At 57.3% G+C, this 22,138-nt stretch carries 16 protein-coding genes; 9 read left to right on the top strand and 7 right to left on the bottom strand.

What is annotated here, in order from left to right; genetic code table 11:
- Window positions 1-345: 345 nt before the first annotated feature.
- Both NG99_RS18045 and pqqU read right to left on the bottom strand, forming a co-directional pair.
- Window positions 346-2,739: a glucose/quinate/shikimate family membrane-bound PQQ-dependent dehydrogenase gene (locus tag NG99_RS18045; RefSeq protein WP_034895965.1), complete on the bottom strand. Its 2,394-nt coding sequence runs from the start codon at window positions 2,737-2,739 to the stop codon at window positions 346-348.
- 147 nt (window positions 2,740-2,886) lie between these two features.
- Window positions 2,887-5,040 (bottom strand): TonB-dependent receptor PqqU, encoded by a 2,154-nt coding sequence (gene pqqU, locus NG99_RS18040; RefSeq protein WP_034895963.1) that lies wholly within the window; start codon window positions 5,038-5,040, stop codon window positions 2,887-2,889.
- A 427-nt stretch (window positions 5,041-5,467) separates the two neighbouring features.
- Between pqqU and NG99_RS18035 the strand changes: the two genes are divergently transcribed.
- Together NG99_RS18035 and NG99_RS18030 are read left to right on the top strand one after the other, a co-directional pair.
- The gene (locus NG99_RS18035) at window positions 5,468-5,860 is read left to right on the top strand and encodes a hypothetical protein (protein ID WP_198138808.1); all 393 of its coding nucleotides are present in this window, start codon (window positions 5,468-5,470) and stop codon (window positions 5,858-5,860) included.
- A gap of 64 nt (window positions 5,861-5,924) precedes the next feature.
- Window positions 5,925-7,064: an iron-containing alcohol dehydrogenase gene (locus NG99_RS18030; RefSeq protein ID WP_034895961.1), complete on the top strand. Its 1,140-nt coding sequence runs from the start codon at window positions 5,925-5,927 to the stop codon at window positions 7,062-7,064.
- Window positions 7,065-7,106: 42 nt separating this feature from the next.
- Here NG99_RS18030 and NG99_RS18025 read toward each other — a convergent pair whose 3' ends face one another.
- A complete protein-coding gene (locus NG99_RS18025) occupies window positions 7,107-7,967 on the bottom strand; it encodes an aldo/keto reductase family oxidoreductase (protein ID WP_034895959.1) in 861 nt (286 codons plus the stop codon).
- Window positions 7,968-8,064: 97 nt separating this feature from the next.
- On the opposite strand from NG99_RS18025, the gene NG99_RS18020 reads away from it, so the two are divergent.
- The 3 genes from NG99_RS18020 (at window position 8,065) to NG99_RS18010 (ending at window position 10,459) form a co-directional block, all read left to right on the top strand.
- Window positions 8,065-8,964 (top strand): LysR family transcriptional regulator, encoded by a 900-nt coding sequence (locus NG99_RS18020; protein ID WP_034895956.1) that lies wholly within the window; start codon window positions 8,065-8,067, stop codon window positions 8,962-8,964.
- Between the two features lie 63 nt (window positions 8,965-9,027).
- Entirely contained in the window at window positions 9,028-9,804 is a 777-nt protein-coding gene (locus tag NG99_RS18015; protein WP_034895953.1) for an SDR family NAD(P)-dependent oxidoreductase, read from the top strand.
- 238 nt (window positions 9,805-10,042) lie between these two features.
- Complete coding sequence (locus tag NG99_RS18010; protein WP_034895951.1) at window positions 10,043-10,459, top strand: RcnB family protein; 417 nt, start codon at window positions 10,043-10,045, stop codon at window positions 10,457-10,459.
- Window positions 10,460-10,594: 135 nt separating this feature from the next.
- Here the strand turns inward: NG99_RS18010 and NG99_RS18005 are convergent, their stop codons facing one another.
- The 4 genes from NG99_RS18005 to NG99_RS17990 form a co-directional block, all read right to left on the bottom strand.
- Complete coding sequence (locus tag NG99_RS18005) at window positions 10,595-10,801, bottom strand: hypothetical protein (RefSeq protein WP_034895948.1); 207 nt, start codon at window positions 10,799-10,801, stop codon at window positions 10,595-10,597.
- 205 nt (window positions 10,802-11,006) lie between these two features.
- Complete coding sequence (locus NG99_RS18000) at window positions 11,007-11,468, bottom strand: RcnB family protein (RefSeq protein ID WP_034895945.1); 462 nt, start codon at window positions 11,466-11,468, stop codon at window positions 11,007-11,009.
- 194 nt (window positions 11,469-11,662) lie between these two features.
- Window positions 11,663-12,073 (bottom strand): type III secretion system chaperone, encoded by a 411-nt coding sequence (locus NG99_RS17995; RefSeq protein ID WP_034895942.1) that lies wholly within the window; start codon window positions 12,071-12,073, stop codon window positions 11,663-11,665.
- Between the two features lie 3 nt (window positions 12,074-12,076).
- Window positions 12,077-17,335 (bottom strand): AvrE-family type 3 secretion system effector, encoded by a 5,259-nt coding sequence (locus NG99_RS17990; protein ID WP_052130768.1) that lies wholly within the window; start codon window positions 17,333-17,335, stop codon window positions 12,077-12,079.
- Between the two features lie 283 nt (window positions 17,336-17,618).
- On the opposite strand from NG99_RS17990, the gene NG99_RS17985 reads away from it, so the two are divergent.
- The 4 genes from NG99_RS17985 to NG99_RS17970 form a co-directional block, all read left to right on the top strand.
- Complete coding sequence (locus NG99_RS17985) at window positions 17,619-19,148, top strand: sodium:solute symporter family protein (protein WP_034895939.1); 1,530 nt, start codon at window positions 17,619-17,621, stop codon at window positions 19,146-19,148.
- An 11-nt stretch (window positions 19,149-19,159) separates the two neighbouring features.
- Window positions 19,160-19,936, top strand: a complete 777-nt coding sequence (locus NG99_RS17980) for a glucosamine-6-phosphate deaminase (RefSeq protein ID WP_034895937.1) — start codon at window positions 19,160-19,162, stop codon at window positions 19,934-19,936.
- Window positions 19,929-21,092 carry an N-acetylglucosamine-6-phosphate deacetylase gene (locus tag NG99_RS17975; protein WP_034895934.1) on the top strand — a complete coding sequence of 388 codons (1,164 nt, stop codon included), beginning with the start codon at window positions 19,929-19,931 and terminating at the stop codon, window positions 21,090-21,092. Before NG99_RS17980 ends, NG99_RS17975 begins: the two co-directional genes overlap by 8 nt.
- Before the next feature lie 46 nt (window positions 21,093-21,138).
- Window positions 21,139-22,138 (top strand): ROK family transcriptional regulator (locus NG99_RS17970; protein WP_034895931.1); only part of this gene is annotated, 1,000 nt, incomplete at its 3' end.

Here is a 22,138-nt window from a genome sequence, read left to right as displayed (position 1 = left end):
CCGATCATTTTGCCCACGGATTAAATGGCTCAGTCAGGCGTAACGCCGTGCTCAGCCAGCGATTCCTGAACGATACAGGTGATTCCTTAGCTGAAAATTAAGAAAGCGACGGAGAGAAGAAAATGAAGGCGTATATTGAGGAAAGGTTTACTTTCAGCGGCGTTTAAACGGAAGTGTGCAAAAGAAAGGACAGCGTGCAGGAAGGGAAATATTAAGATTATCTTAATATTCATTAGCAAAGTTAGCAGGGAGATAAGGCGTCAGGGCGGCGGAATGAGGAGAAATGCGTTGCCTTCCCCGCCGGGCGGGGAAGACAGGCGAACCGAGATTCGCCGTTATCAATACTTACTTCGCCGCCTCGTCTGGCAGCGCATAGGCAATAATGTAATCGCCCAGTTTGGTCCCGAAGGAACCGTGACCACCGGCAGCAATCAGTACGTACTGCTTGCCGTTCACTTCATAGGTCATTGGGGTTGCCTGACCACCAGCCGGCAGGCGAGCTTCCCACAGCGCTTTACCGTTGGAGACGTTAAAGGCACGCAGATAGTTATCTGCGGTGGCGCCAATGAACATCACGTTACCCGCGGTAGAGATTGGGCCGCCCAGCATCGGCATCCCCATCTTGAACGGCAGCGGAATTGGCGAGCTGTCGCGCACGGTGCCGATGCGTTTTTTCCATACGATATCGTTAGTTTTCAGGTCAACCGCCGACACATAGCCCCAGGCAGGCTGCTTACAAGGGAAACCAAGCGGCGACAGGAACGGATTCAGGGTTACACCGTACGGCACGCCGTACTGCGGCTGAACGCCAGTTTCTGTGCCGCTGCCGCCTTTATCGTTCTCGTTTGGCCACAGTGGGTTTTGCGGACCACGCGGGATCAGACGAGAAACAAACGGCAGCGCCATCGGGTTAGTCACGGCGATCTGGCGATCGGTATCAACAGAAATACCGCCCCATTCGAACATGCCCAGGTTACCCGGGAACACCAGCGTACCCTGCTCTGAAGGCGGCGTGAACGGACCTTCGTAGCGCAGGCTGTGGAACATCACGCGGCAGATCAGCTGATCGTAAATCGTCGCGCCCCACATGTCCGCGCCGGTCAGGTTCTTTTTCGGACGATAGGTCAGCTCAGAGTACGGCTGAGTAGGCGACAGACGATCGCCTTTGGCCGGACCTTGCGGCACTGGCGTTTCTGGCGCAGGCACCACCTCTTTACCGCTACGACGATCGAGTACGAAAATGTTACCGGTTTTCGCCGGTACGTAGATCACCGGAACCTTGTTGCCGTTCTTATCGTCAATATCGGCCAGAGTCGGCTGAGCCGGTACGTCCATATCCCACAGATCGTGGTGCACAGTCTGGTAGAACCAGGCCAGCTTGCCGGTGGTGGCGTTAAGCGCCAGCAGGCCGGAAGCAAAACGCTCCATTTCCGGGGTACGGTTGCCGCCCCAGATATCCGGGGTCGCTACGCCGATTGGCAGGTAAACCAGATCGAGCTTAGCGTCATAGGCCGCAGGTGCCCATGAGTTTGGCGAGTTCGCCACATAGTGTTGTTCGCCTTCCGGCACCACGTTAGGGTCTTTAGCGCCGGTATCGAAGGCCCACAGCAGCTTACCACTGTTGACGTCGAAACCCCGGATCACGCCAGAAGGCTCTTTAGTGGAGTAGTTATCGGTCACCGCACCGGCCACCACAATCACTTTATCGGTGACGATCGGCGGTGATGTTGGCTCGTAGGCACCCGCACGGGCGTTAGGCATGTTTTGCTGAAGGTTCAGCTTGCCGTTCTCGCCAAATTCAGGGCACAGCGCGCCAGTTTCGGCATCCAGTGAGTACAGGTAACCGTCGTTCACTGGCAGGATGATACGACGTGCGCACATCGCAGGCTTAGCGCCCGCAGGCAAAGCGGCGGCTTCAGGCGTCTGATAGTAAGACACGCCGCGACAGGTTACGTGCTGGAAGGAAGGATCGGTTTTCAGTTGAGGATCAAACTTCCACTTCTCTTTACCGCTAGCCGCGTCCAGCGCAAACAGAATTTGGTGCGGCGTACACAGGTAGAGGGAATCGCCAATCTTGATCGGGGTCACTTCGTTAGTCATTTCACCCGGATCGGTTGGACGCTTCATATCGCCAGTCTGGAAAGTCCAAGCTTCCTTCAGCTGACCGACGTTTTTGTCGTTGATCTGCGTCAGCGGCGAGTAGCGGGTGCCTCCCTGGGTACGACCGTAGGCCGGCCAGTCGCCGGCAGCGATGCCGTCGCCAGACTTCTCAATGTTCGCCGCCTGTTCAGGGCTGAGCGTGCCGTTGATTTCCTGCGGATCGTTAAAGACCGAGTAGACCAGCACCGCAACCGTTGCCACCAGTACCAGGCTCAGCGCGCCACGGGCAAATTTGCCCTGAGTGAGGCCACGGTAAACAAACGGCAGGATCAGCCACAGGCCGAGGAAGAAGGTGACGTCAAGACGCGGCGTCAGCGCCCAGAAATCGGACCCCACTTCCCACAGCGACCAGATCAGCGTCGCCAGCAGGAATACCGCATACAGCAGCAGCGCTGAAGAGCGACGACGGAACAGCAGCCAGGCAACAACCAGTTCAATAACACCCGCGATGATGTAATAGAACGAGCCGCCGATCTTAGCCAGCCAGATACCGCCAATCAGCAGATATAATCCGCTGATGACGGCGAATACAGCCGTAAGGATCACGAGGATACGTGATAACGGTGCTTTACTTTGCATAGTATGGACCTTACCAAAATTTAACGTCTTCGATTTAGATCGTATGCTAAATCGCAAAAAACACTCGGTTTCGTACTGACTATCCATCCCGGTGTTTTGAACCTGCCGCTCAACTGGCGCTAAACGACAGGCTGTGCTGGATTCTTATTACAGGAACGAGTAAGAGAGCGACGCGCCGACGCCATAGTTACGTCCCGGTGCCGGCTCGTAATAACGGCCGTTGCCTTCGTTGACGATGACTGAGCCAACGTAGGTTTTATCAAACAGGTTATCTACGCGGCTGAACAGGTCCAGCGACCAGCGATCCCAGCCGAATTTATAGCCGGTGCTCAGCCCGACAACCGTGTAAGACGGGGCTTTGGCATCGTTTTGATCGTCGGCCTGAATGCTGCCCATATAGCGAACATCCGCCCCCGCGTGCCAGCCCTGCTCAGGCGCCCAGGCCAGTGAAGCGTAGCCCATATTTTTCGCCACGCCAGGCAGACGGTTACCGGACGGCGTGCAGCTGCCGCTATCATCGCAGGTACTGTTGCGGTAGGTAGCGTCCAGCCAGGTCCACGCCGTTTTCAACTGCCAGTTTTCAGCAAACTGCTGGTCAAAGGATAGTTCCACGCCCTGACGACGGGTTTTACCGGCATTCTTATAAACGGAGCGGCCGTTGCTGCTGTCGGCGACGACCAGTTCATTATCGGTGTTGGTCTGGAAAATTGCCGCCGTCAGCAGGCCATAGCCAATGCGGGTTTTGCTGCCCAGTTCAAAGGTGTCGCTGGTTGACGGCTTCAGGCCAAGGTTCAGGCCGGTGTCGCTGCCGTCCACCGAACGGTAGGAGAGCTCGTTAATGGTAGGCGTTTCAAAACCACGTCCGGCAGAGAAGTAGAGGTTCCAGGCGTCGGTCACCGCGTAGTTCAGCGATCCCATCGGCAGCAGCTTGTGATAGCGCTTGCTGCCGCTGTCATCGCCATTGCCAGCGGTGACGTAGTAATCGGTCGAGTCAAAGCTGACGGTGCTGTAGCGCATACCGGCATCCAGCGTCCATTTCGGCGTCAGGTTCCAGCTGGTCTGTAGGTAGGGATCGAGGTTCCACATGACGTTCTTCTCGTTCCGGCGTAGATCGCCCTTCTCGCCCAGCTCGGTCGTGCCATTATTGATGACATAGTTCTGGAAGCCCTGGCGGCGTTCAGTCATGGTTTCATAATCCAGACCGCCAATTACGCTGAACGGTATCGGGCCGATTTGGTCCAGATGTTTCCAGCGAGTATCCACGCCAGAATACTTACGCTCCAGCACAATGACGCCGCCCGGATAGCCAGCCTGCTGCTGTACGCTGACGGGGATGGACTGATATTGCGTGGTATGCCGTTCGCCGTGCCAGGTGGTCAGCGTCAGCTGATCGTTTGGACTCATCTCGCGCTGATAGCGCAGGCCGAACTGCGTCTGATCGAGGCTCTTACGGGTGTTATACATATCGCCGCGCGGAGACTGACGGGGATTATCTTTCCACTCATCGCGGGTCAGGCCACCCGGGTCGTTAGCATCGACGGAGACGCTGTTGAACATCAGCGTCAGGGTGCTGACATCATCAAGCCGTACGCCCAATTTGGCGTTGCCCAGGTTCTTTTGCGTACCGCTGTGGTCACGGTAGCCGTTGGTGGTGAATCGCGAGCCGGAAAGGGTGTAATTCACGTCGCCTGCGTGGGTGCCGTCTCCCGTTGAGCCACTGGCCTTAACGCTGTTACGCCAGCTGCCGTAGCTGCCGAAATAAGTTCCTGCGGTCAGCGTTGTCGGCTGGCTGCCGGTCTGGGTATCAATATTGACAACGCCGCCTGAAGCGTTGCCGTACAGCGCCGAATAAGGCCCGCGAAGCACCTCAACCTTATCAATTGAGTTGATATCGATATTTGAGGTTTGCCCCTGCCCGTCCGGCATGGTAGCGGGGATGCCGTCAACATAAACACGCACGCCGCGAACGCCGTACATCGATCGGCTGCCGAAGCCGCGCACGGACAGCTGAAGATCCTGTGCATAGTTCTGCCGGTTCTGAATTTGCAGACCGGGCACGCTACCCAGTCCTTCAGAAAGATTGACCTGCGCGCTGCTACTACGCAAATCGTCGCCGCTGACGACGCTGACGGCGGCTGGCGTATCCAGTTCCGACAGCCCACTGCGCTGTTTGATCACCATCAGCGAATTTTCAGAAGAAGCGTCGGTAGCGCTCTGCGTGGCAGCAGACTCGGCGTTGCTAACGGCAGGCTGTATGAAAAACAGCGGCGTTAATAAAAGGGCAGACGTTTTGTTGTTCACAGGATCCGTTCGTTTTTAAAAGATTATCCGTAACAGCTTCCCGGCCAGGTTCTGCACGAAAAGTCAGGCTTTTCAGGCGGAACGTCGCGGCGGAGAAACGCGCGCATCGTTGCTGCAAAAGTATACAACCCGTTTTGAAACTTGCCCGCTAAAGTTCCCCATTTTAATAAGGTGATAGCGCAATCAGTCGAGTAAAACGGCTGTTCAGATGCGGAGAACAAAGGGGAAAGGGCAAAATCGGCAGAAAGTGTAGCACCCAATAATCGGTTTGCGAACTGTTGTTACGCATTTTGCTGAATTGATTCAGTCTTACAACACAATTTGATAATGGGGTAGCTACAACCGACGAAAAGTGCGGTTTTATTCAGGGCGATATTTAACAAACTCCCCGCTATACTCAGAAGAAACCCAAGCAAAAGGACGTATTATGCGCTGGCAGGAACCCGAACGCCGCCCTGGCGCTGGCCTTAGCACGCTGAGTAAAAAAGGCCCCATCGCGGCAGCAGTCTTATTATTAATGGCCTGTTCCTCTGGCAACCAGGGGATGGTTTGCCAGGGAAAAGTCCAGACGCTGGACGGCCGCGATGTCAGCATGGTAGAGGGCAAGATCATTGACCGCTACGCCTCCTTTAGCGTTTCCCTGCCCGATCTCAAGCTTGAAAGCGGACCGCTGCACTCTTCCGACCGGCGGCAGTATGTCCCTTCCGCCGTCACCAAAGAGGGCTGGCTGGCTATGAGGCTGTCCGATACGCGCTTCATGGTAGTTAATGCGCCGCTGGATAAAGTCATCACCTTTGACTGTCCTGCCCGCTCAATCTGAGCTTTATCCCGTCGCCCCGGCAAGGTAGCCTGAGCGTTCTGATTCTGACCTTAATGGAAAACCCATGAGCACCAGCCAGATGATTGCTAACCGCCAGACCTTTTTCGGCCGTGGAAGCCTGCGCGAGCTGCCGCCACTGCTGCAAAACGATCCGCAACCTACCCTGCTTTTCTGTGGCCGCTCCTTTTTGCACAGCGCCGCCTGGCAAAGCCTGAAAGCCGAACTTGAGCCGCTTTTTCTGGGCCATGAGATTGTCAGCCACGAGGCCTCGCCGGATGAGATTGATGGCTGGGTTGCGCGCTGGCGCGGCAAAGTGGCCAGAGTGGTCGCCATTGGCGGCGGCAGCGTGCTGGATGCGGCAAAAGCGTTTGCCGCGCTCAGCCAGCATCCGCTGAACACGCTGCGCTATCTGGAAAAAGTCGGCGATACTAAGGTCACCGGCAAGACGCTGCCGCTGATTGCGGTTCCAACAACGGCAGGCACCGGGAGCGAAGCGACGCAAAATGCCGTGGTGACCGATAAAGCGGAAATAAAGGTCAAAGCCTCGCTGCGCCACGCGAACTTTGTGCCGCAGATCGCCATTTTGGACCCCGATCTGCTGCGCGGCGCACCCGAGCACGTACTGGCCTGCTGCGCGATTGATGCGTTCACCCATCTGTTTGAGGCCTGGCTCTCCAGCAAAGGCAACCTGTTCAGCCGCCAGACCGCGCTGAGCGGGATGCGCGCCTTTATCAGCGCCTGGCCGCACCTCAACCGTGACGATGAGCAGGGCGATCTGGCTCGCGAGCAGATGATGTTTGCCTCCTGGCAGGGCGGGTTGAGCCTGAGTATGGCGGGGTTAGGGGTGATCCACGGTATTGCCGGAGAGCTGGGCGCAATTAAGGATTATCACCATGGTGAAGTATGCGGACGGCTGCTGTTCCCGTTCCTTGCCCTGCTTAACGAGACGGAGAATGCGCAGCAAAAAGCGTTGATGGAGGATCTGGCCGCGGTGCTGTTCCCTGGCTTCACCCTGCCCCCGGCGCGGATGCTGGCGCACTGGCTTCAGGACAATGCGATTACGCCATTCTGGCATGATACCCAGCCGCTAAGTGCCGAAGAAGTGGCGTGGATACTTGCCCGCTCCAACAGCAAAAATTCGCTGGTGTCCTACAGTGAAGAACAGCAGCGGTTTATGCTGGAGAAAGCGTACTCGGTCGGGTGAGCCGACAGGCCGAAAGCTGGCCTGTCAGACCTTCCGTTCAGGCTATGCCGCTATCCCGTTCAGCTTTACCAGCGCTTCAGCGGGGAGCTTCAGATCTTTCGCCGCCAGGTTTTCGTGTAAATGGCGGACGGAAGAGGTCCCTGGGATGAGCAGGATATTAGGCGAACGTTGCAGCAGCCAGGCCAGTGCGACCTGCATTGGCGTGGCGTTAAGCGTCCGCGCCACCTCTGTCAGCGCCGCGGATTGCAGCGGGCTGAAGCCTCCCAGTGGGAAGAAGGGCACGTAGGGAATACCCTGCGCCGCCAGACTGTCTACCAGCGCATCATCCTGCCTGTTCGCCAGGTTATACAGATTCTGCACGCAGGCAATCGGGGTGAGAGCCTGCGCGTCAGCAACCTGCGTAGCCGTAACGTTGCTTAGCCCGATATGGCGGATCAGCCCCTGCTCTTTCAGCTTGATTAATGCCCGCAGCGGCGCCTCAAGCGACCCTTCGACCGGTTTGTGTACGTCGAGCATACTACGCAGGTTGACGACCTCCAGCACGTCCAGCCCCAGGTTTTGCAGGTTCTCTTCTACCGCGCGGGCCAGTTCATCGTCGCTGAATGCCGGGAGCCAGCCGCCTTTCTCGTCCCGTCGACAGCCAACTTTGGTGACAATGCACAGATCGTCAGCATAAGGATGCAGCGCGCGTTTTATCAGTTGGTTAGTGATATGCGGGCCATAAAAGTCAGAGGTATCAATCATCGAAACGCCAGAGGCCACGGCCTCGCGCAGGACGCTAATGGCGGCGGCTTCATCGGCCGGTGGACCAAAAACGCCGGGACCAGCCAGCTGCATTGCGCCATAGCCCATGCGGCTGATCTGGCGGTCGCCAAGCGTACAGGAAAGTGAATGGACGGACATAACAAATCTCCTTTGTGAGTGACCTGATGATTGTAGCGGCGGGCCTGCTGTGCAACTATCCGCTAAAATAACGACACACTGTACGGGATGGCGGACAATGAAACTCGATATAGCCCTGCTCCACGCGGTCGTTGCGGTGGCAAAAGCCGGAGGTTTCCGCGAGGCCGCTCGCGTGACCGGCAGCAATGCTTCCCGCCTGAGCGACGCGGTCCGACGCGCAGAGCAGCAGCTCGGCGTCAGATTATTTAACCGCACCACCCGCAGCGTGGCGCTGACTGACGTCGGCAGAACTCTGATGGAGCGGTTGGTGCCAGCGATGAATGAAGTGGAATCCGCGCTGGATGACGTCAACCGCTACCGCGATACGCCAGCCGGTACGCTACGGCTGAATGTGCCGGTCAGCGCCTCCCGGCTGATCCTGCCCGCCATCGTCCCCGCTTTTCTCGCGCGCTATCCCGACATTGAGCTGGAGGTGATTGCCGAGAGCAACGTTCAGGACGTCTTCCGCGACGGCTGCGACGCGGGAATTCGCTATGATGAAACGCTGGAGCAGGACGTGATCGCCGTTCCAATTGGCCCCCGTCGACAGCGCTTTGCGCTGGCCGCCTCCCCTGAGTATCTTGACAAGGCTGGTCGCCCTGCTCATCCGCACGAATTAATTCATCATCGTTGCCTGCGCGGACGCTTTGCCAGCGGCGTAGTGCCTGAGTGGGAATTCGAAAAGGACGGCGAAGCCGTACACATCCAGACCACCGGACCGCTGCTGGTGAGCATCGGCAGCGGAGTGGAGCTGGCGATAGATACCGCGATTGCGGGCGGCGGCATCATTTATCTGTTTGAAGAGTGGCTGAGACCCGCTCTGGAAAGCGGCAAGCTTGAACCGGTCCTCGAACCCTGGTGGCTCTCCTTTCCCGGCCCGTGGCTCTATTATCCTGACCGCCGTTTGATCCCCGCTCCGCTGAGAGCGTTTATTGATTTTGTGCGGGAATGTGACTGAGGCCGCTTTACGCCGCCGGGCTTGTCTACACTTAACTCTTTTGCGCTAACAGAGGAGACGATCATGAAGATTGATTTAACCGGCAAAACCGCCATTGTGACCGGTTCAACAAAGGGGATCGGTAAAGGCAATGCGCAAGGTCTGGCTGCGGCAGGAGCGACAGTTATTGTCACCGGACGCAGCAAAGAAGGCGTTGCTTCGCTGGTGCAGCAGCTCGGCAACAACGCCCGTGGTCATGTGGTGGATTTAGGGACGCCGGAGGGCTGCGAGGCGCTGCTGAAAGCCGAGCCGCAGTGCGATGTGCTGGTCAATAACGTGGGCATCTTTCCACAGGGCGACTTCTTTGAGACGCAGGACGAAGTCTGGCAAACTATCTGGGACGTTAACGTGATGTCTGCCGTGCGCCTCAGTCGCGCTTACCTGCCCGTAATGAAAAAGGCAGGCTGGGGGCGAGTGGTCTTTCTCTCCTCCGAATCGGCGGTCAATATCCCGGCCGATATGATCCATTACGGCGTGAGCAAGACGGCGCTGCTGGCACTCTCCCGCGGCCTCGCTAAGGCTGTTGCCGGAACCGGCGTTACGGTTAATGCCGTGCTGCCCGGTCCGACGCTTTCTGATGGTTTTGCCGACTTCTTTACCAAAGAGCTGGAACAGGGCGCCAAGCTCGAAGAGCTGGGGGTAGAGTTTGTCAAAGAGAACCGGCCGAGCTCTATTATTCAGCGCGCGGCCAGCGTGGAGGAAGTCAGCAATATGGTGGTCTACGTCTGCTCGCCCCTCTCCTCAGCCACGACTGGCGCTGCGCTGCGGGTGGATGGCGGCGTGGTAGAGACGCCATTCTGAGCCAAATGGCGCTGTGCAGGCAGCGCCGGCCCTCTCTCTTTACCTCTGCTATGCCGCGTTATCTGCCTTATGTCCCCTGCTGATTTATCGGCATGCTGCCACTCTTTTGATAAGAAAGCGTAAATTTAGCGTTAAGATCGCCCTTGTTAGGATTATTCAGCTTGTTGTTCGCGTGGCTACCCCCCAGATTGTCAGCTATCAACAAGACGTTTGGTTCAAACCTGTAAGGGAAAAAACGATGAAAAAATCAGGAATTATTGCCCTTTCGGCGCTGCTGTTTGCGACCACCAGCCTCAGCGCTTTTGCCGAAGGCCCACAGCAGAGTCATGACGATCGGCAGCAGCAAGTGAAACGCCCGCCGCAGGGGGGTAACCAGCAGCAGGGTAATCAGCAGCACGGCCAACCGCAGGGCAACCAGCACGGCGCGCAGCCGCAGCACGCTTCCGAGCGCCGTCAGTCACAGCAGCATCATCAGTTCCATCAGGGCCGCCCGCTGCCGCAGAAATACCGTGGCGAAGGCTATCAGGTCACCGACTGGCACGAACGCGGCCTGAAGGCGCCGCCTGCTGGTCATCGCTGGCAGAACGTTGACGGCAACTATGTGCTGATTGCCGTGGCTACCGGCGTCATTACCTCAATCATTACCCATCAGTAGCCTTACGCCCCTGTTTTAGCGCCACAATAAAAAAGCCCCGCCAGAGATTAACTGGCGGGGCTTTTTTTTGGCGCTTACTGGCACCAGCAGCCGAAACGGGCTGTCGCTCTTATCGCAGGGCTGACGGGTGAGCCCTCAGAACAGTAGCTTTGCCAGGCCAAGCCCCGTCCCCAGCACCACGAACAGTGCCGAAACCAACCATTTTGTCTGGCTGGCGAGCGACGATTGCAGCTCGCGACGCGCGCTCTCCACATCTTCTTTGGTGGCGTAATTTGCTTTAATTCCGGCGAAATCAACCCGCAGATCATCGACCTTTCCCTCAAGCTTTATCACTCTTTCCATCTCATGTTTCCTTTCCATGCTGAAAGATGTCTCCGGATTTCAATCATACCCGGAGAGGAAAAAATAACCAGACGAAATACGCGGATAAACCACGAGAGAGGTTCCGAAATGAAATGAAAACCTCTGCAACTGAAAGGAATAGCGAAAACCAGGGCGGGAGCAACGTAGAACGGCTGGCACAGCATTGTGCCAGCCGGAGGGAAACTTAGCGGAAGGCGCCATTCAACAGGATCGAGGTGATCACCCCGGTTGCGGCGGCAATCAACACGTAGTTACCGTCGATGTAGGCCCAGTGTTCACCGCGAGGCGGCTCACGCAGGCCGCGTTCGTGCCAGTTGTCGACGCGGTAATCATCGTAACGGAAATGAGGCGGCAGCGGATGACCTCGACGGAAGTCGTGTCCCTGCCACGCAAAGCGGTCACGGGGTTCGTAGCGAACTGGACCAGGACCACGGCCACGGTCGCCATGACCGCGATCGTCATGAGCCTGATAGCCACCACGATCGTCATGCCCGCGATCCGGTCCACGACCTGAACCACCGTGTCCATCACGCCCGCCCTGCTGGTGCCACTGCTGTCCCGGAGGGCCTTCGGCCTGGGTTACTGTGGAAAACAAGGTGCTCGCGGTGAAAACGGTCATTAAAAGTGCCAGAGTCGTTTTTTTCATGGTTGTATCCTCGATTTGCTCACGGCTTCTGTTGCACCGTTGTGGGATACTATCGACTAATCCGGCCCGTTAAAATATCTCCAAATGTCTTAAAACCCATAGACTTACCGTACTTTACCGCTTCTTATCGCTTCCTTAACACTATGAGTAAATTGTGGTCCTTCCGGATCAAAGAAATTTGTGTTAAGCACGCGTCAGGCGGCGTGACGCAATTCGCTAATAAACTCTTTAACCTGCTGAGCCTGAAGGATAAACCCATCCAGAGACTGGACAAAAAGCCGGGCATCCAGCGACGCCGTGGGCTGCTGGCTGCACAGCCGCAGATCCTCCGCTTCATCCAGTGCCAGCCAGCAGCCGCGCATCGCATTCATCTCAAAATTCAGCGCTAACAGCGTCTTGAGCTGAGTCTCAGGTACGCTGCCCGCCAGTGACGCCAGCCGACAGTGAAAGAGTACGCTGTCGCTGTCAGACGGCAGTTCCACCACGGCCACCTCCTGCTGCTGACTGTCGGCCAGGGCACAAACCCCCTCTTTCAGGCAAAGCACGGTATTCATTTTGCGGCCATAGAGCTGTAAATAGTGGTTAAGCTGTTCGGTAGCTGACATGCGTTATCCCTTAAGTACGAAGTGATTTTCCTGCCCCTGCAGAAGAGCGCTGGCAAGCTCCGTGCTCGCTTTCGCAATGCGCCCTTCCAGCGAATATTGCGTTGGCGAGTCCTGATTTTCACCATAGCTGAAGTTAATTTTCCCCAGACTACGCTTCATGGAGACCGAAGCATTATTCGATCCCCCGAGCAAAAATGCCGGCGTGGCAAAGCCATCCGTTTTCGTCTGTGACTTGTTAAAGGCGATGGATTTAATCCTCAGGTTATCGCGGTCCGTCAGTTCCGAAATCATCTCCTGCTGGCTGTTTCCCTGTTCCAGCCAGCGTTTTTCCAGACGCTCGCGCGCGTCATCCTTTAGTTCCAGCGTAACGGTGGCATCGGTGCTGACATTATCCTGTAGTGTGGCAATCAGCGATTGCAGCTGGAGGTCGTGGCTCATCAGCTGACGAATTTTGGTAGCATTGCTGGCGTTAAGCTTGCCGTCCAGCAGATGAGAGAGTTGGTGCCACAAACCAGGGCTGTCAACCTTGCTCAGGTTAGCGTAGGTGGTCTGATATTGGCCGCTTTGCAGCAGTTTCTTACCCTGGTCCGCCGCGCTCTGCTGACGTACGTGCTTGTCCAGATCGCGCAGTGCCTCCTGTTGCCCATTACTCATCGTTGCCCGATCGCGATCGGTGAAGTGCGCGTCCAGCTGCGCCAACTTCTGCCGGGGAGTCAGCGCTGGCGCTTCTTCCTCTCCGGTCTTATCTTTTAACCCGGCCATCAGAGCGGCGCTGGCAGGATCGCTGAAGTTTTTACCCAGGGACTCCATCAGCTTATCAATATGTACCGGTTCGAGGTGGCGGGCATTTTTCGTTTCCAGCGACAGACTCTGTTTGGTGCGGTTATCAAGCGAAAGTTGCATACTGGCTGACGTGCCGGCAAACAGCGGCAGCCTCCCGCTGTCGCTTTTTATCAGCACGCCGAGGGGCAGCGAGAAATTAGCGCCGACGCTGGCTTTATTCAGCCCTCGCGGACGGTTGTTACTGCGGCTAAGGGAGGTACTCTCTTCTTTGCTGGAACTGCCCCTTTCCCGCGTTCCTGACAGCAAGTTCACACCGGCATAAATGCCCCCTCCCGCGCGGAAGCTGGCTGGCGTCTCTTTCTCGTCTTTGTTGGTTATGGGGATACCTGCGGAAGCCAGAGCGGCAATATTGGCATCCAGACTGACGTTCATCACTTCCCCATGGGTAACGCTGTGGTTAATCCCCCGGTTTAGCAACGCCAGCGGGTTTAACGAGCCTTCGGTTAACCCGTCAATAAATTCGGGAAGTTCCGCTTCGGTAATATCAAAACTGACGCTGTTCTGCTTTTTCAAATCAAGTGGGGTCGCCGACACCACGCCGCCCAGCCGAACGGCGGGCATCAAATCGCGCTCGCCATCGATATGAACGTCGTGCGCAGGATCCTGATTAATCCCGGTCAGCAAATTGTAACCAAAGCCGCTAAAGGCGGTAAGGCCACCGCTTCCGTCCCGGCCAAAGCTGACGTTAATACCGCCTTCACCGCGCGTCAGAGTCATGCTGTAACCGCGATCCAGACTTCCACGCCCTCCCACACCGGCCACGATCTGCGTACCGGGCATTCCGCTAACCGTTGTCGCCGCCCCATAGGCGCGACTGAACGAAATACTCTCCCCTTTTTCCATCGACAGCACCGTTCCCTCCATCCTGCGGGCCAGCATCTTCTGATCGTCAGCCTGCATCACGGTGCGGGTGGTAACGTTCATGCCATGGTTCTCTTTGGTGAACGCTTTGGTCATCGATTTAATGGCGTCGTAGTTCGCTTCTAATCGATCATTACCGGTAAATCCCTGGCTGGTGACCTGCTTGATCGGGTTCTCTTCCCACTGACAATCGCGCAGATTACGAAATTCAGCCCCCAGCTCTGCCAGCGTTCTCTCCCGCTGGTCCCCCTCCAATTCCATCGCGCCAGAAAGTCGCCCGGCCAGATCGTGCAGCTTCGCGTTGGTGAGGCCATCAAGGATCAGCCGGGATTTTACCAGTCCCATCGGATCGTGTTTATCGCGATGCAGACCGATCGGAATCTCGTCGGAAGGCTTCTGATGTGAGAGCCGCACGCCGTCATTGTGCAATGCGGCCAGCGCGCTCTGAGCATGGTTCCCTTCGCCGCAAGGATGAAGGGAAAAGAGCTGGTTTAGTTTGGCCGTCAGATCATCCTGATACGTGCGGGCGAAATTCATCCCACTGGTTAACCTGTTGAGCTGCTGCTTCATCGCCCCCCGCGGCTTGCCATACTGCTGTTGCAGCAAGCTGGCCTGATGGGCTGCGCTATCGGCCAGGGTCGCGTTAAACTTCTGCATCTCGCCAAGCCACTCCGGCGGCGCCGTTTTTGCCTCCAGCACGCTAAGCTTCTGGCTCAGCGACTGTTCTGGCTGAAGCGCGCCCGGCGGTTGGAAACGCTGCAAATGCTCTTTCAGTTCCGCCAACTGCTGGCTCTGCTGTTGATAAACAGGCGTCAACCCCTGTCGTCCGCCGTGGGCATGTTGGATCAGGTTCGCCATATTTTTCAGCGGGCGCGGCATCTCCAGGGTTGGGCGGAAGACAAAGGTGCTGAGGCGCGTACGGAAAGGCGTATGCACTTTGTGGCCGTCATGACCGGATTGCCCGAAGGTATTTACCTCACGTTTAAAAGTGAGGCCAGTTTTGCCCAGTCTGGAGTCTCGAGTCGCAGCGCTCAGCCGCTCGAAATGCAGGTCGGCCAGATTATCCTGCTGGCTCATGCTGGGTAAGAGTGCCGACGATACCCGCCGCCATTCGCCTTTTTGCCCCATCGCCAACAGCCGCTTATCATCCGTTTCCAGCAATAGCGCCCCTTTCTGATTGCCGTGCAATTTTAGCGGTTTCGCTGCGCCAGTCTCTTCCGTCTCATCGCTGACCGGCAGAGCTGGCAGGCGCTCTTCGCGTAAATTATCGAGCCGCCCATTTTGCCAGCTCTGCTGCGGCAGGCTGAAGAGTTTGCCTTTGTCGCTAAGCAGAAAAAGCTGATTGTCCAGCCCGAGGGCCAGGTCGGTGAGTTTGTGATCTTCCGTGCCGCCAGCCGGCTCTGTGATAATAATAGCCGAGCGATTCATCGCCTGATTCAACGCTTCACGACGCAGAGTTTGCCCCATTTTTTTATGGCGGCGGCTTTCGCTGTCGACGTGATGGAAATGGACGTCGCCATTCTCCCTCAACGTCAGATAGCGCCCGCTGTCCAGTACGGCACAGGCGAGCGTTTTCTTATTTTTATCCAGGCCAGGCATCGCCAGATCTTCACTGACGCTCTTCTTCACCTGATGCAGGGCGAAGGCGTTTTGATCGAAGTTGATTTTATTGCTGGAGAGATTCACCTTCAGCCGCATCAGCACATGGTCTTTCATCACCCAGGCCTGGCCATCCTGCCCGGCGTGGAGCCGGTCGGCCTTCACCTCAGAGCGTTCCCAACTTTGCGTGGTTTCATTGAAAAAGTGGACTTTGCCGTCGTGCAGCGTCAGCTTCCCCGCCGAGCCAATGTCAACGATATCAGCCCTGCCGGGAGCGATCTTCGGCAGTCCTTTCTGGAAATCCATCACCAGGCTGTCGCTCAGATTCCAGCTGGAGCGAGGCTGTGGATGGGCCGGGTCAAGGTTGAGCGCGATCGCGTGCTGGCGATCCATGCCGTCTTTTACCAGAGCGTGTAACTGATTGCCCTCACCGCTGATGATACCCTCAACGTGGAAGCGATCGCCGACGACGTCGGCAATTTGCTGATGCAGCTGATTACGCAGCGTCTGGTTATCTTCAGCAGCAAAATCAAGCGCCGCATCCTGCTCCCCGGGACGGCTGGCGACCAGCAGACGGCCCTGATGACTGGCCGCAATGACGTGCCGGTCGCTTTGCGCCAGTGCAGCCAGCGACGTTCCCCGAGGGAGAATGCCCAGCGGCCGATGTGACTCTGCCGGGCTGTCCGACTGGGGTAACCACTTCAGGCTTTGCTGTTTGCTCTCGTCGTCAGACAGCAGCACCAGCGTCTGACCATCTGCGGCGACCGAAGCCTTGCTGATTTTTTCCTCAAACCGCGGACTTTGTGTCTGGGTGGTCAGGTTATGCAGATGGTGATCATCGTGGATCAGATAGAGTGCGTTGTTGCCCTGTCGCGTCAGGCTTGCCTGATCCTTCTCTTTATCAAGCAGCGGATGATCCACCTGCTTCCAGCCCTCATCCTGCGACGTCAGTTGATAGAGCTTGTCGTTATGCAGTCGATAATCTGTGGTGCCGCTGGCGGAGGTTTGCTGATGCACGCCGCTGAGCTGACTGAGAACCGCCGCGTCCGGCAGTTTTACCTGCTGCGCAGCGCCTCCTGCCGCCGTCCCTGTTCTGGCGATTTGTACGGTGCTTTCATCTGCGCTCAGCGTCAGCGCATGGTCCTTCACCACGGGGGCACGTCGCTTCGGCACAGAAGAACCCGGCGTTTCTTCACGCTGCCACTCTGGATTAGCCTTGCTGTTCGCCAGGCCAATCAAACTGCCGGGAGAAGAGTGCAGGGAGAGTAATTTCCCGCTGTCATCCAGCAAAGTATGCTGCTGGAGATCGGCGCTGCCCGCCACGCTTTGATACCGCATTTTGTCGTTGCCCAGCGTCTGCCTGACCAGCGTTCGCTGCGCATCTCGCGCCTCAGGTGCGGAAATCAGCACGTTGCGCTGGCTATCGAGGCGGATAGCCATCGGCGAAGTATCGGCGGTGGGGACCGCGGGCATGGCGTCCTCAGCTGGCGGCGGCACGGGCACGTCTGGGGGCTGGATCGGATCATTAGCTGGCCTGGCATGAAGCGCGGCCAGTCCCTCCTGAAATCCCTGCTGAAGCCAGCCGTCATCCTCGTGCGGAATAACGACGTTGAGCAAATCCATCTCATGTTCGTCACCGGCAGCCAGCGGAGCAGGCGCGTTCCCCTGATGAGCGGGTGCCCTTGCCACCTGATTACGTTGAAAAAGCGGCAACCGTGAAAAGGCCTGAAACCGGCCGCGCCCTGTCGCACGCGGCGCGGTCTGCTGGTGAAGCCCCTCGCCTGCTGGAGCCCCCTGCTCACGAGCCGTGCCCGCCAGCGTGCCGCCGCCGTTTTGGCGAGGACGCGCATTCTGCTGTGTAATGCTCCCTTGTCCCTGCTGTGCCTGGCGGGCAGGCCCGGTGCCCTGAGGACCGTGCAGAGCTGATGGACTGAATGCTGTTTTGATCCTTGAAAACACGATGTCTCTCCCCGGCCAGTCAGTGATTGCCTCGTGAAGCTTTCCCTTGGTGGAGAAAAAAAGCCGCGGGTTCCTTGCAACATAAGTTTTAAGTATGGACAGGACGGCGAGGGAAATAGAGTAAACAGTGACAGTGAACACATTTCGACCAATAAGAGAATGCTATTTTTAATTTGTCCTAAATTAGGATTAATTAAAAACACCCAGTGTAACGCCGTCGCTGGAGACGTTTACCGATTTGCCCACGGCAGATCGCCTATCCCTCACCTCTGCGGAGTTCGTTATGAATGCGCTTGATTACAGTGTGATGGCTTTATATGCAGTGATGATTGTTTGTATTACCTTCTGGGCCATGCGCCGCATTGGTAGTACTAAGGATTTCTTCGCCGCCGGGGGGAAAATGCCCTGGTGGCTCTCCGGCGTCTCGCACCATATGTCCGGCTATAGCGCCGCCGTTTTTGTGGCTTACGCCGCAGTGGCCTACAAAGTGGGGATCACCATTTACTTCTGGTGGGCTTTTCCCATCGCTATCGCCGTCCTGCTCGGAGCGGTAATCTTCGCTCCGCGCTGGGCACGTCTGCGTATTCATCTGAATATTGAGTCACCAATGGAATATCTGGCGACTCGCTATAACGTTCCCACTCAGCAGGTGCTGGCATGGAGCGGCGTTCTGCTGAAGGTGTTTGATGTCGGGGCAAAATGGGCGGCTATTGCTATTATAATCAACGTGTTTACCGGCTTTGACCCGCTGATGGGCATTTTGATTTCTGGCGGTCTTAGCCTGTTCTATTCGGTGATGGGCGGACTGTGGGCCGATGCCTGCAACGACTTTGGTCAGTTCGTGGTGCAGTTTGTGGCGGCGATTGTGATGGTCGGTGCCGTGGCGATGCATCTCGGCGGCATTGATAATCTGCTGACGATTTGGGATCGCCTGCCGCCTGGCCATACTACTATCGTGCAGGAGCCGTACTCGCTGGGCTTTATTCTCGCCTATTTTGTGATTTACACCCTGAGCTACAACGGCGGAACCTGGAACCTTGCCCAGCGCTTTATCGCTTCGCCTGGTGGTAAGGAGGCCCGCAAGGCCGCCCTGCTGTCAGCGGCGCTGTATCTGATTTGGCCGCTGGTGCTGTTCTACCCGATGTGGGCAGCGCCGCTGCTCTACCCGGATCTGGCCGATCCTTCCCGCTCTTACTCAATGATGGCGATGGAGCTGCTGCCAAATGGGCTGATTGGTCTGGTACTGGTGGCGATGTTCACCCATACGCTGTCGATGACCTCATCGGATGCCAATGCGATCACGGCGGTAGTTACACGGGATATTTTGCCGGTACTGCTGCCAAAACGCTTTTCGCAGCGGACGCCGTCGCTGCTGGCGGCGAGGATCACCACGACGCTGTTTATTCTGCTGACGCTGGTTATCGCCATTAACGCCGGGCGCTTTGGCGGCGTGCTGTCGCTGCTGATTGTCTGGTTTGGCGGCCTGGTAGGGCCCATTTCTATCCCGATGCTGCTCGGCCTGCTGCCGTGGTTTCGCAAATCCGGCAGCGCCGCCGCCATCAGTTCCTGGGCGCTGGGCGTGTCGGTGTTCTTCGTGGTGAAATTTTTACTGCCCGATGTGAGTACAGCTGTGGTGGTCGCCTCGCCCGTGCTGACCGCATTGGCTATTTACGTCATTGTTGGCTGGCTGCGCCGTAGCCCGGTCGATCCAGAAATCGATCGGCTGCTGAACGCCCTCAATCAGGATGGCCCGGAGCCAGAAGGCGCCGCGCAGTCCCAACCCGTTTATCAGAACAACGCGAAGCAGCCATAAAGGAGATCATCATGACGACTATCGTACAACAACTTCAGGTCGATCGTTTGCAGGTCGAAGTGTATCCCGATCGGGCGATAATGGGCGTGCAGGCCGCGCGGCAGGCAGCTGCCCACCTGCGCCAGCTGCTTGCCACGCAGCCTGAAGTAAGAATTATTTTTGCTGCGGCACCCTCGCAGAATGAATTTCTGGCGGCGCTGGCAAGCACGCCCGATATTGACTGGTCAAGGGTCACAGCCTTTCACATGGATGAATATATTGGGCTTAGCGACCGGGCTACGCAGCGTTTCAGCGCCTGGCTGACGCGGCATCTCATGCAACGCGTTCAGCCTGGTAAGGTGCATTTGATCCCTTCGCAGGGCGATCCTGATACGATTTGCGCCGATTACCTGAGACTGATTCAACGTGCGCCCATTGATATGGTGTGTCTGGGAATTGGCGAAAACGGCCATCTCGCGTTTAACGATCCGCCGGTCGCGGATTTTGACGATCCGCAAGGAATGAAGGCGGTACAGCTGGATGAAATCTGTCGCCAGCAGCAGGTGAACGACGGCTGCTTTGCCACGCTAACAGACGTCCCCAGTCATGCGCTGACGCTGACTATCCCCACGTTGATGGCCGCGCACCGCCTGTTCTGTATCGTACCGGGTAAAAACAAGCGCCAGGCCGTGTCAACAACGTTGCGGGGGCCGATCGCGACCACCTGCCCGGCAACGATCCTTCGTCGCCATCCAGGCTGCACACTCTTTACCGACAGTGACGCTTTCCAGGAGCCTGAGCATGGCTGAGTCTCGTATCCAGGGCCGGGATTACCGTACTCTGAAGGCCATAGAAGTTCAGTCGGTAAATGGGCTAATTACCCAAACGCTACCGCTGCCGGACGACAGTAGCCTGCCGATTATCGCCCCTGGCCTGGTGGATTTGCAGGTCAACGGTTTCGGGGGACTGGACTTTAATCATTTCCCTTTCAGTGTGGACAGCGTTGAACAGGTCACCCGGTTACTGTGGCAGCAGGGCGTAACCACGTTTCTACCGACGGTGATAACCAACGCTAATGAGGTGATTGAAAATGCCGTCAGCAGGCTGGCCGAAGCCTGCCAACAGAGTGAAACGGTAGCCCGTGCCGTAGCGGGTATTCATCTTGAGGGGCCTTTTTTATCACCGGAGGATGGGCCAAGAGGCGCGCATCCGCTGTGCCATATCAAAGCCCCGGACTGGCCGCTGTTTCTCCGCTGGCAGCAGGCCGCCGCTGGAAAAATCGTCCTGTTGACCCTTGCGCCTGAATGGCCCCATGCGGGTGATTTTATCAGCCACTGTGTAGCAAGCGGCGTAAGGGTTTCTGTCGGGCACACCGCTGCGACCGCCGAAAATATTATGCAAGCCGTGGCTGCCGGAGCCACGCTCTCCACGCATCTGGGTAACGGCGCACACCTCCAGCTACCGCGTCATCCCAACTATATCTGGCAGCAGCTGGCCGAGGACAAGCTGGCCAGCGCGCTGATTGCCGACGGCGATCACCTGCCTGCAGCGGTGCTAAAAGTATTTATGCGCGCTAAAGGAGAACAGGCATTTCTGGTCAGTGACGTCACCCGCTTTGCGGGTATGCCTGCCGGGCAGTATGACTCGCCGATTGGTGGTCGGGTAGAGCTGAGCGCTGCGGGCCGTCTGTCGGTTGCCAGCCAGCCGCAGCTGCTGGCCGGATCGGCCAGAGGTCTGCTGGAAGGCGTTAACCACCTGCTTGACCAGCAGTTGGCGACGCGGCCAATCGCGCTGGAAATGGCCTCGATCCGCCCTGCTCGTCAACTCAATCTCCCCATGCAGCAAGGGCTGGAGGTCGGCGCCCCCTGTGATGCTATCCTGCTGACGGAACATGCAAAAGGCGGGCTGGCGCTGCAATCTACCTGGAAAGCGGGGGAAAAAGTGTGGGAGACTTGTAGTCAGTAGCCGCTTGCTGCCAGACTAAGGCAGGACGGTTAATCAGGGAACCCGGATGAAAGAGTCAGGCAAGGGGCCAGCATTACTCAGGCTGAATAATGAAAAGCGGGTGCTGACGGCACTGCGCCAGCAGCGCATCAGCACCCGGCAGGATATTGCCGGGTGGCTTGCGCTGAGCAAGAACACGGTTTCGCTGATTATTGACGAGCTGATTGCCCGACAATGGGTGCAGGAACTGGGACCTTTGCCAGGTTCGAAAGCGGGCCGCCCGAAAATTGGCATTGCCCTCCGCGGCCAGATGCTGAAAGCCGCCGGGATAATGGTTGAGCGACAGCGCATTCATCTGATGGTGACGGATTACCTGTCTGAGGTGCTTGAAGAGTCGAACTGGCAGACCAATACGGCCGATCCGGTCAGCGTGCTGACGGAGCTGAAAACCCTGTGCCAGCAGCTACACCAGCGCCACCCTGAGCTGTTAGGGATTGGACTGGGATTTCCTGGTATTGTCGATCCTGCCGCCGGTTTCCTGCACGTATCCTCTCATCTGCGCTGGCGGGATGTTGATTTACAGTCGGCGTTCCTCAACCAGACCGCCGTGCCGGTGCATATCATGAACTATGTTAAGGCTACCGCCCTGCTGGCCCAAACGCCGCAAAGCGTGGCGGAAGGCGCCAGCTGTTTTTACCTGCGTATAGGCGAAGGGATCGGCGGCGCTTTGCTGCTGGGCAACGATATTTATACCGGCAGTAGTTGGACGGCAGGAGAAGTGGGCCATCTGTCGGTTGCCGAAGGCCCGACATGCAGCTGTGGCAAGCAAGGTTGCCTTGAGGCGCTGCTCAGCGTCCCGGCTATCCAGCAGCAGCTTAACGCCGTCCACCCCGGATTGACCTGGGAAACCCGGCACCAGTCGCCAGAAAGTTTTGATCGGATCATGGCACAGGCGGGCCACTACCTGGGCAAGGCGCTGAGCCAGATCATGCTGCTGCTAAACCCGGCCGCACTGGCGATTGACAGCCCGTGGAACGACAATGAGGCCTTTCGCAGCGCGGTAACAG

The organism is Erwinia typographi, assembly GCF_000773975.1.
GTDB classification, from domain to species: Bacteria; Pseudomonadota; Gammaproteobacteria; order Enterobacterales; family Enterobacteriaceae; genus Erwinia; species Erwinia typographi.
This window is presented reverse-complemented; position numbering and strand designations above follow the sequence as displayed.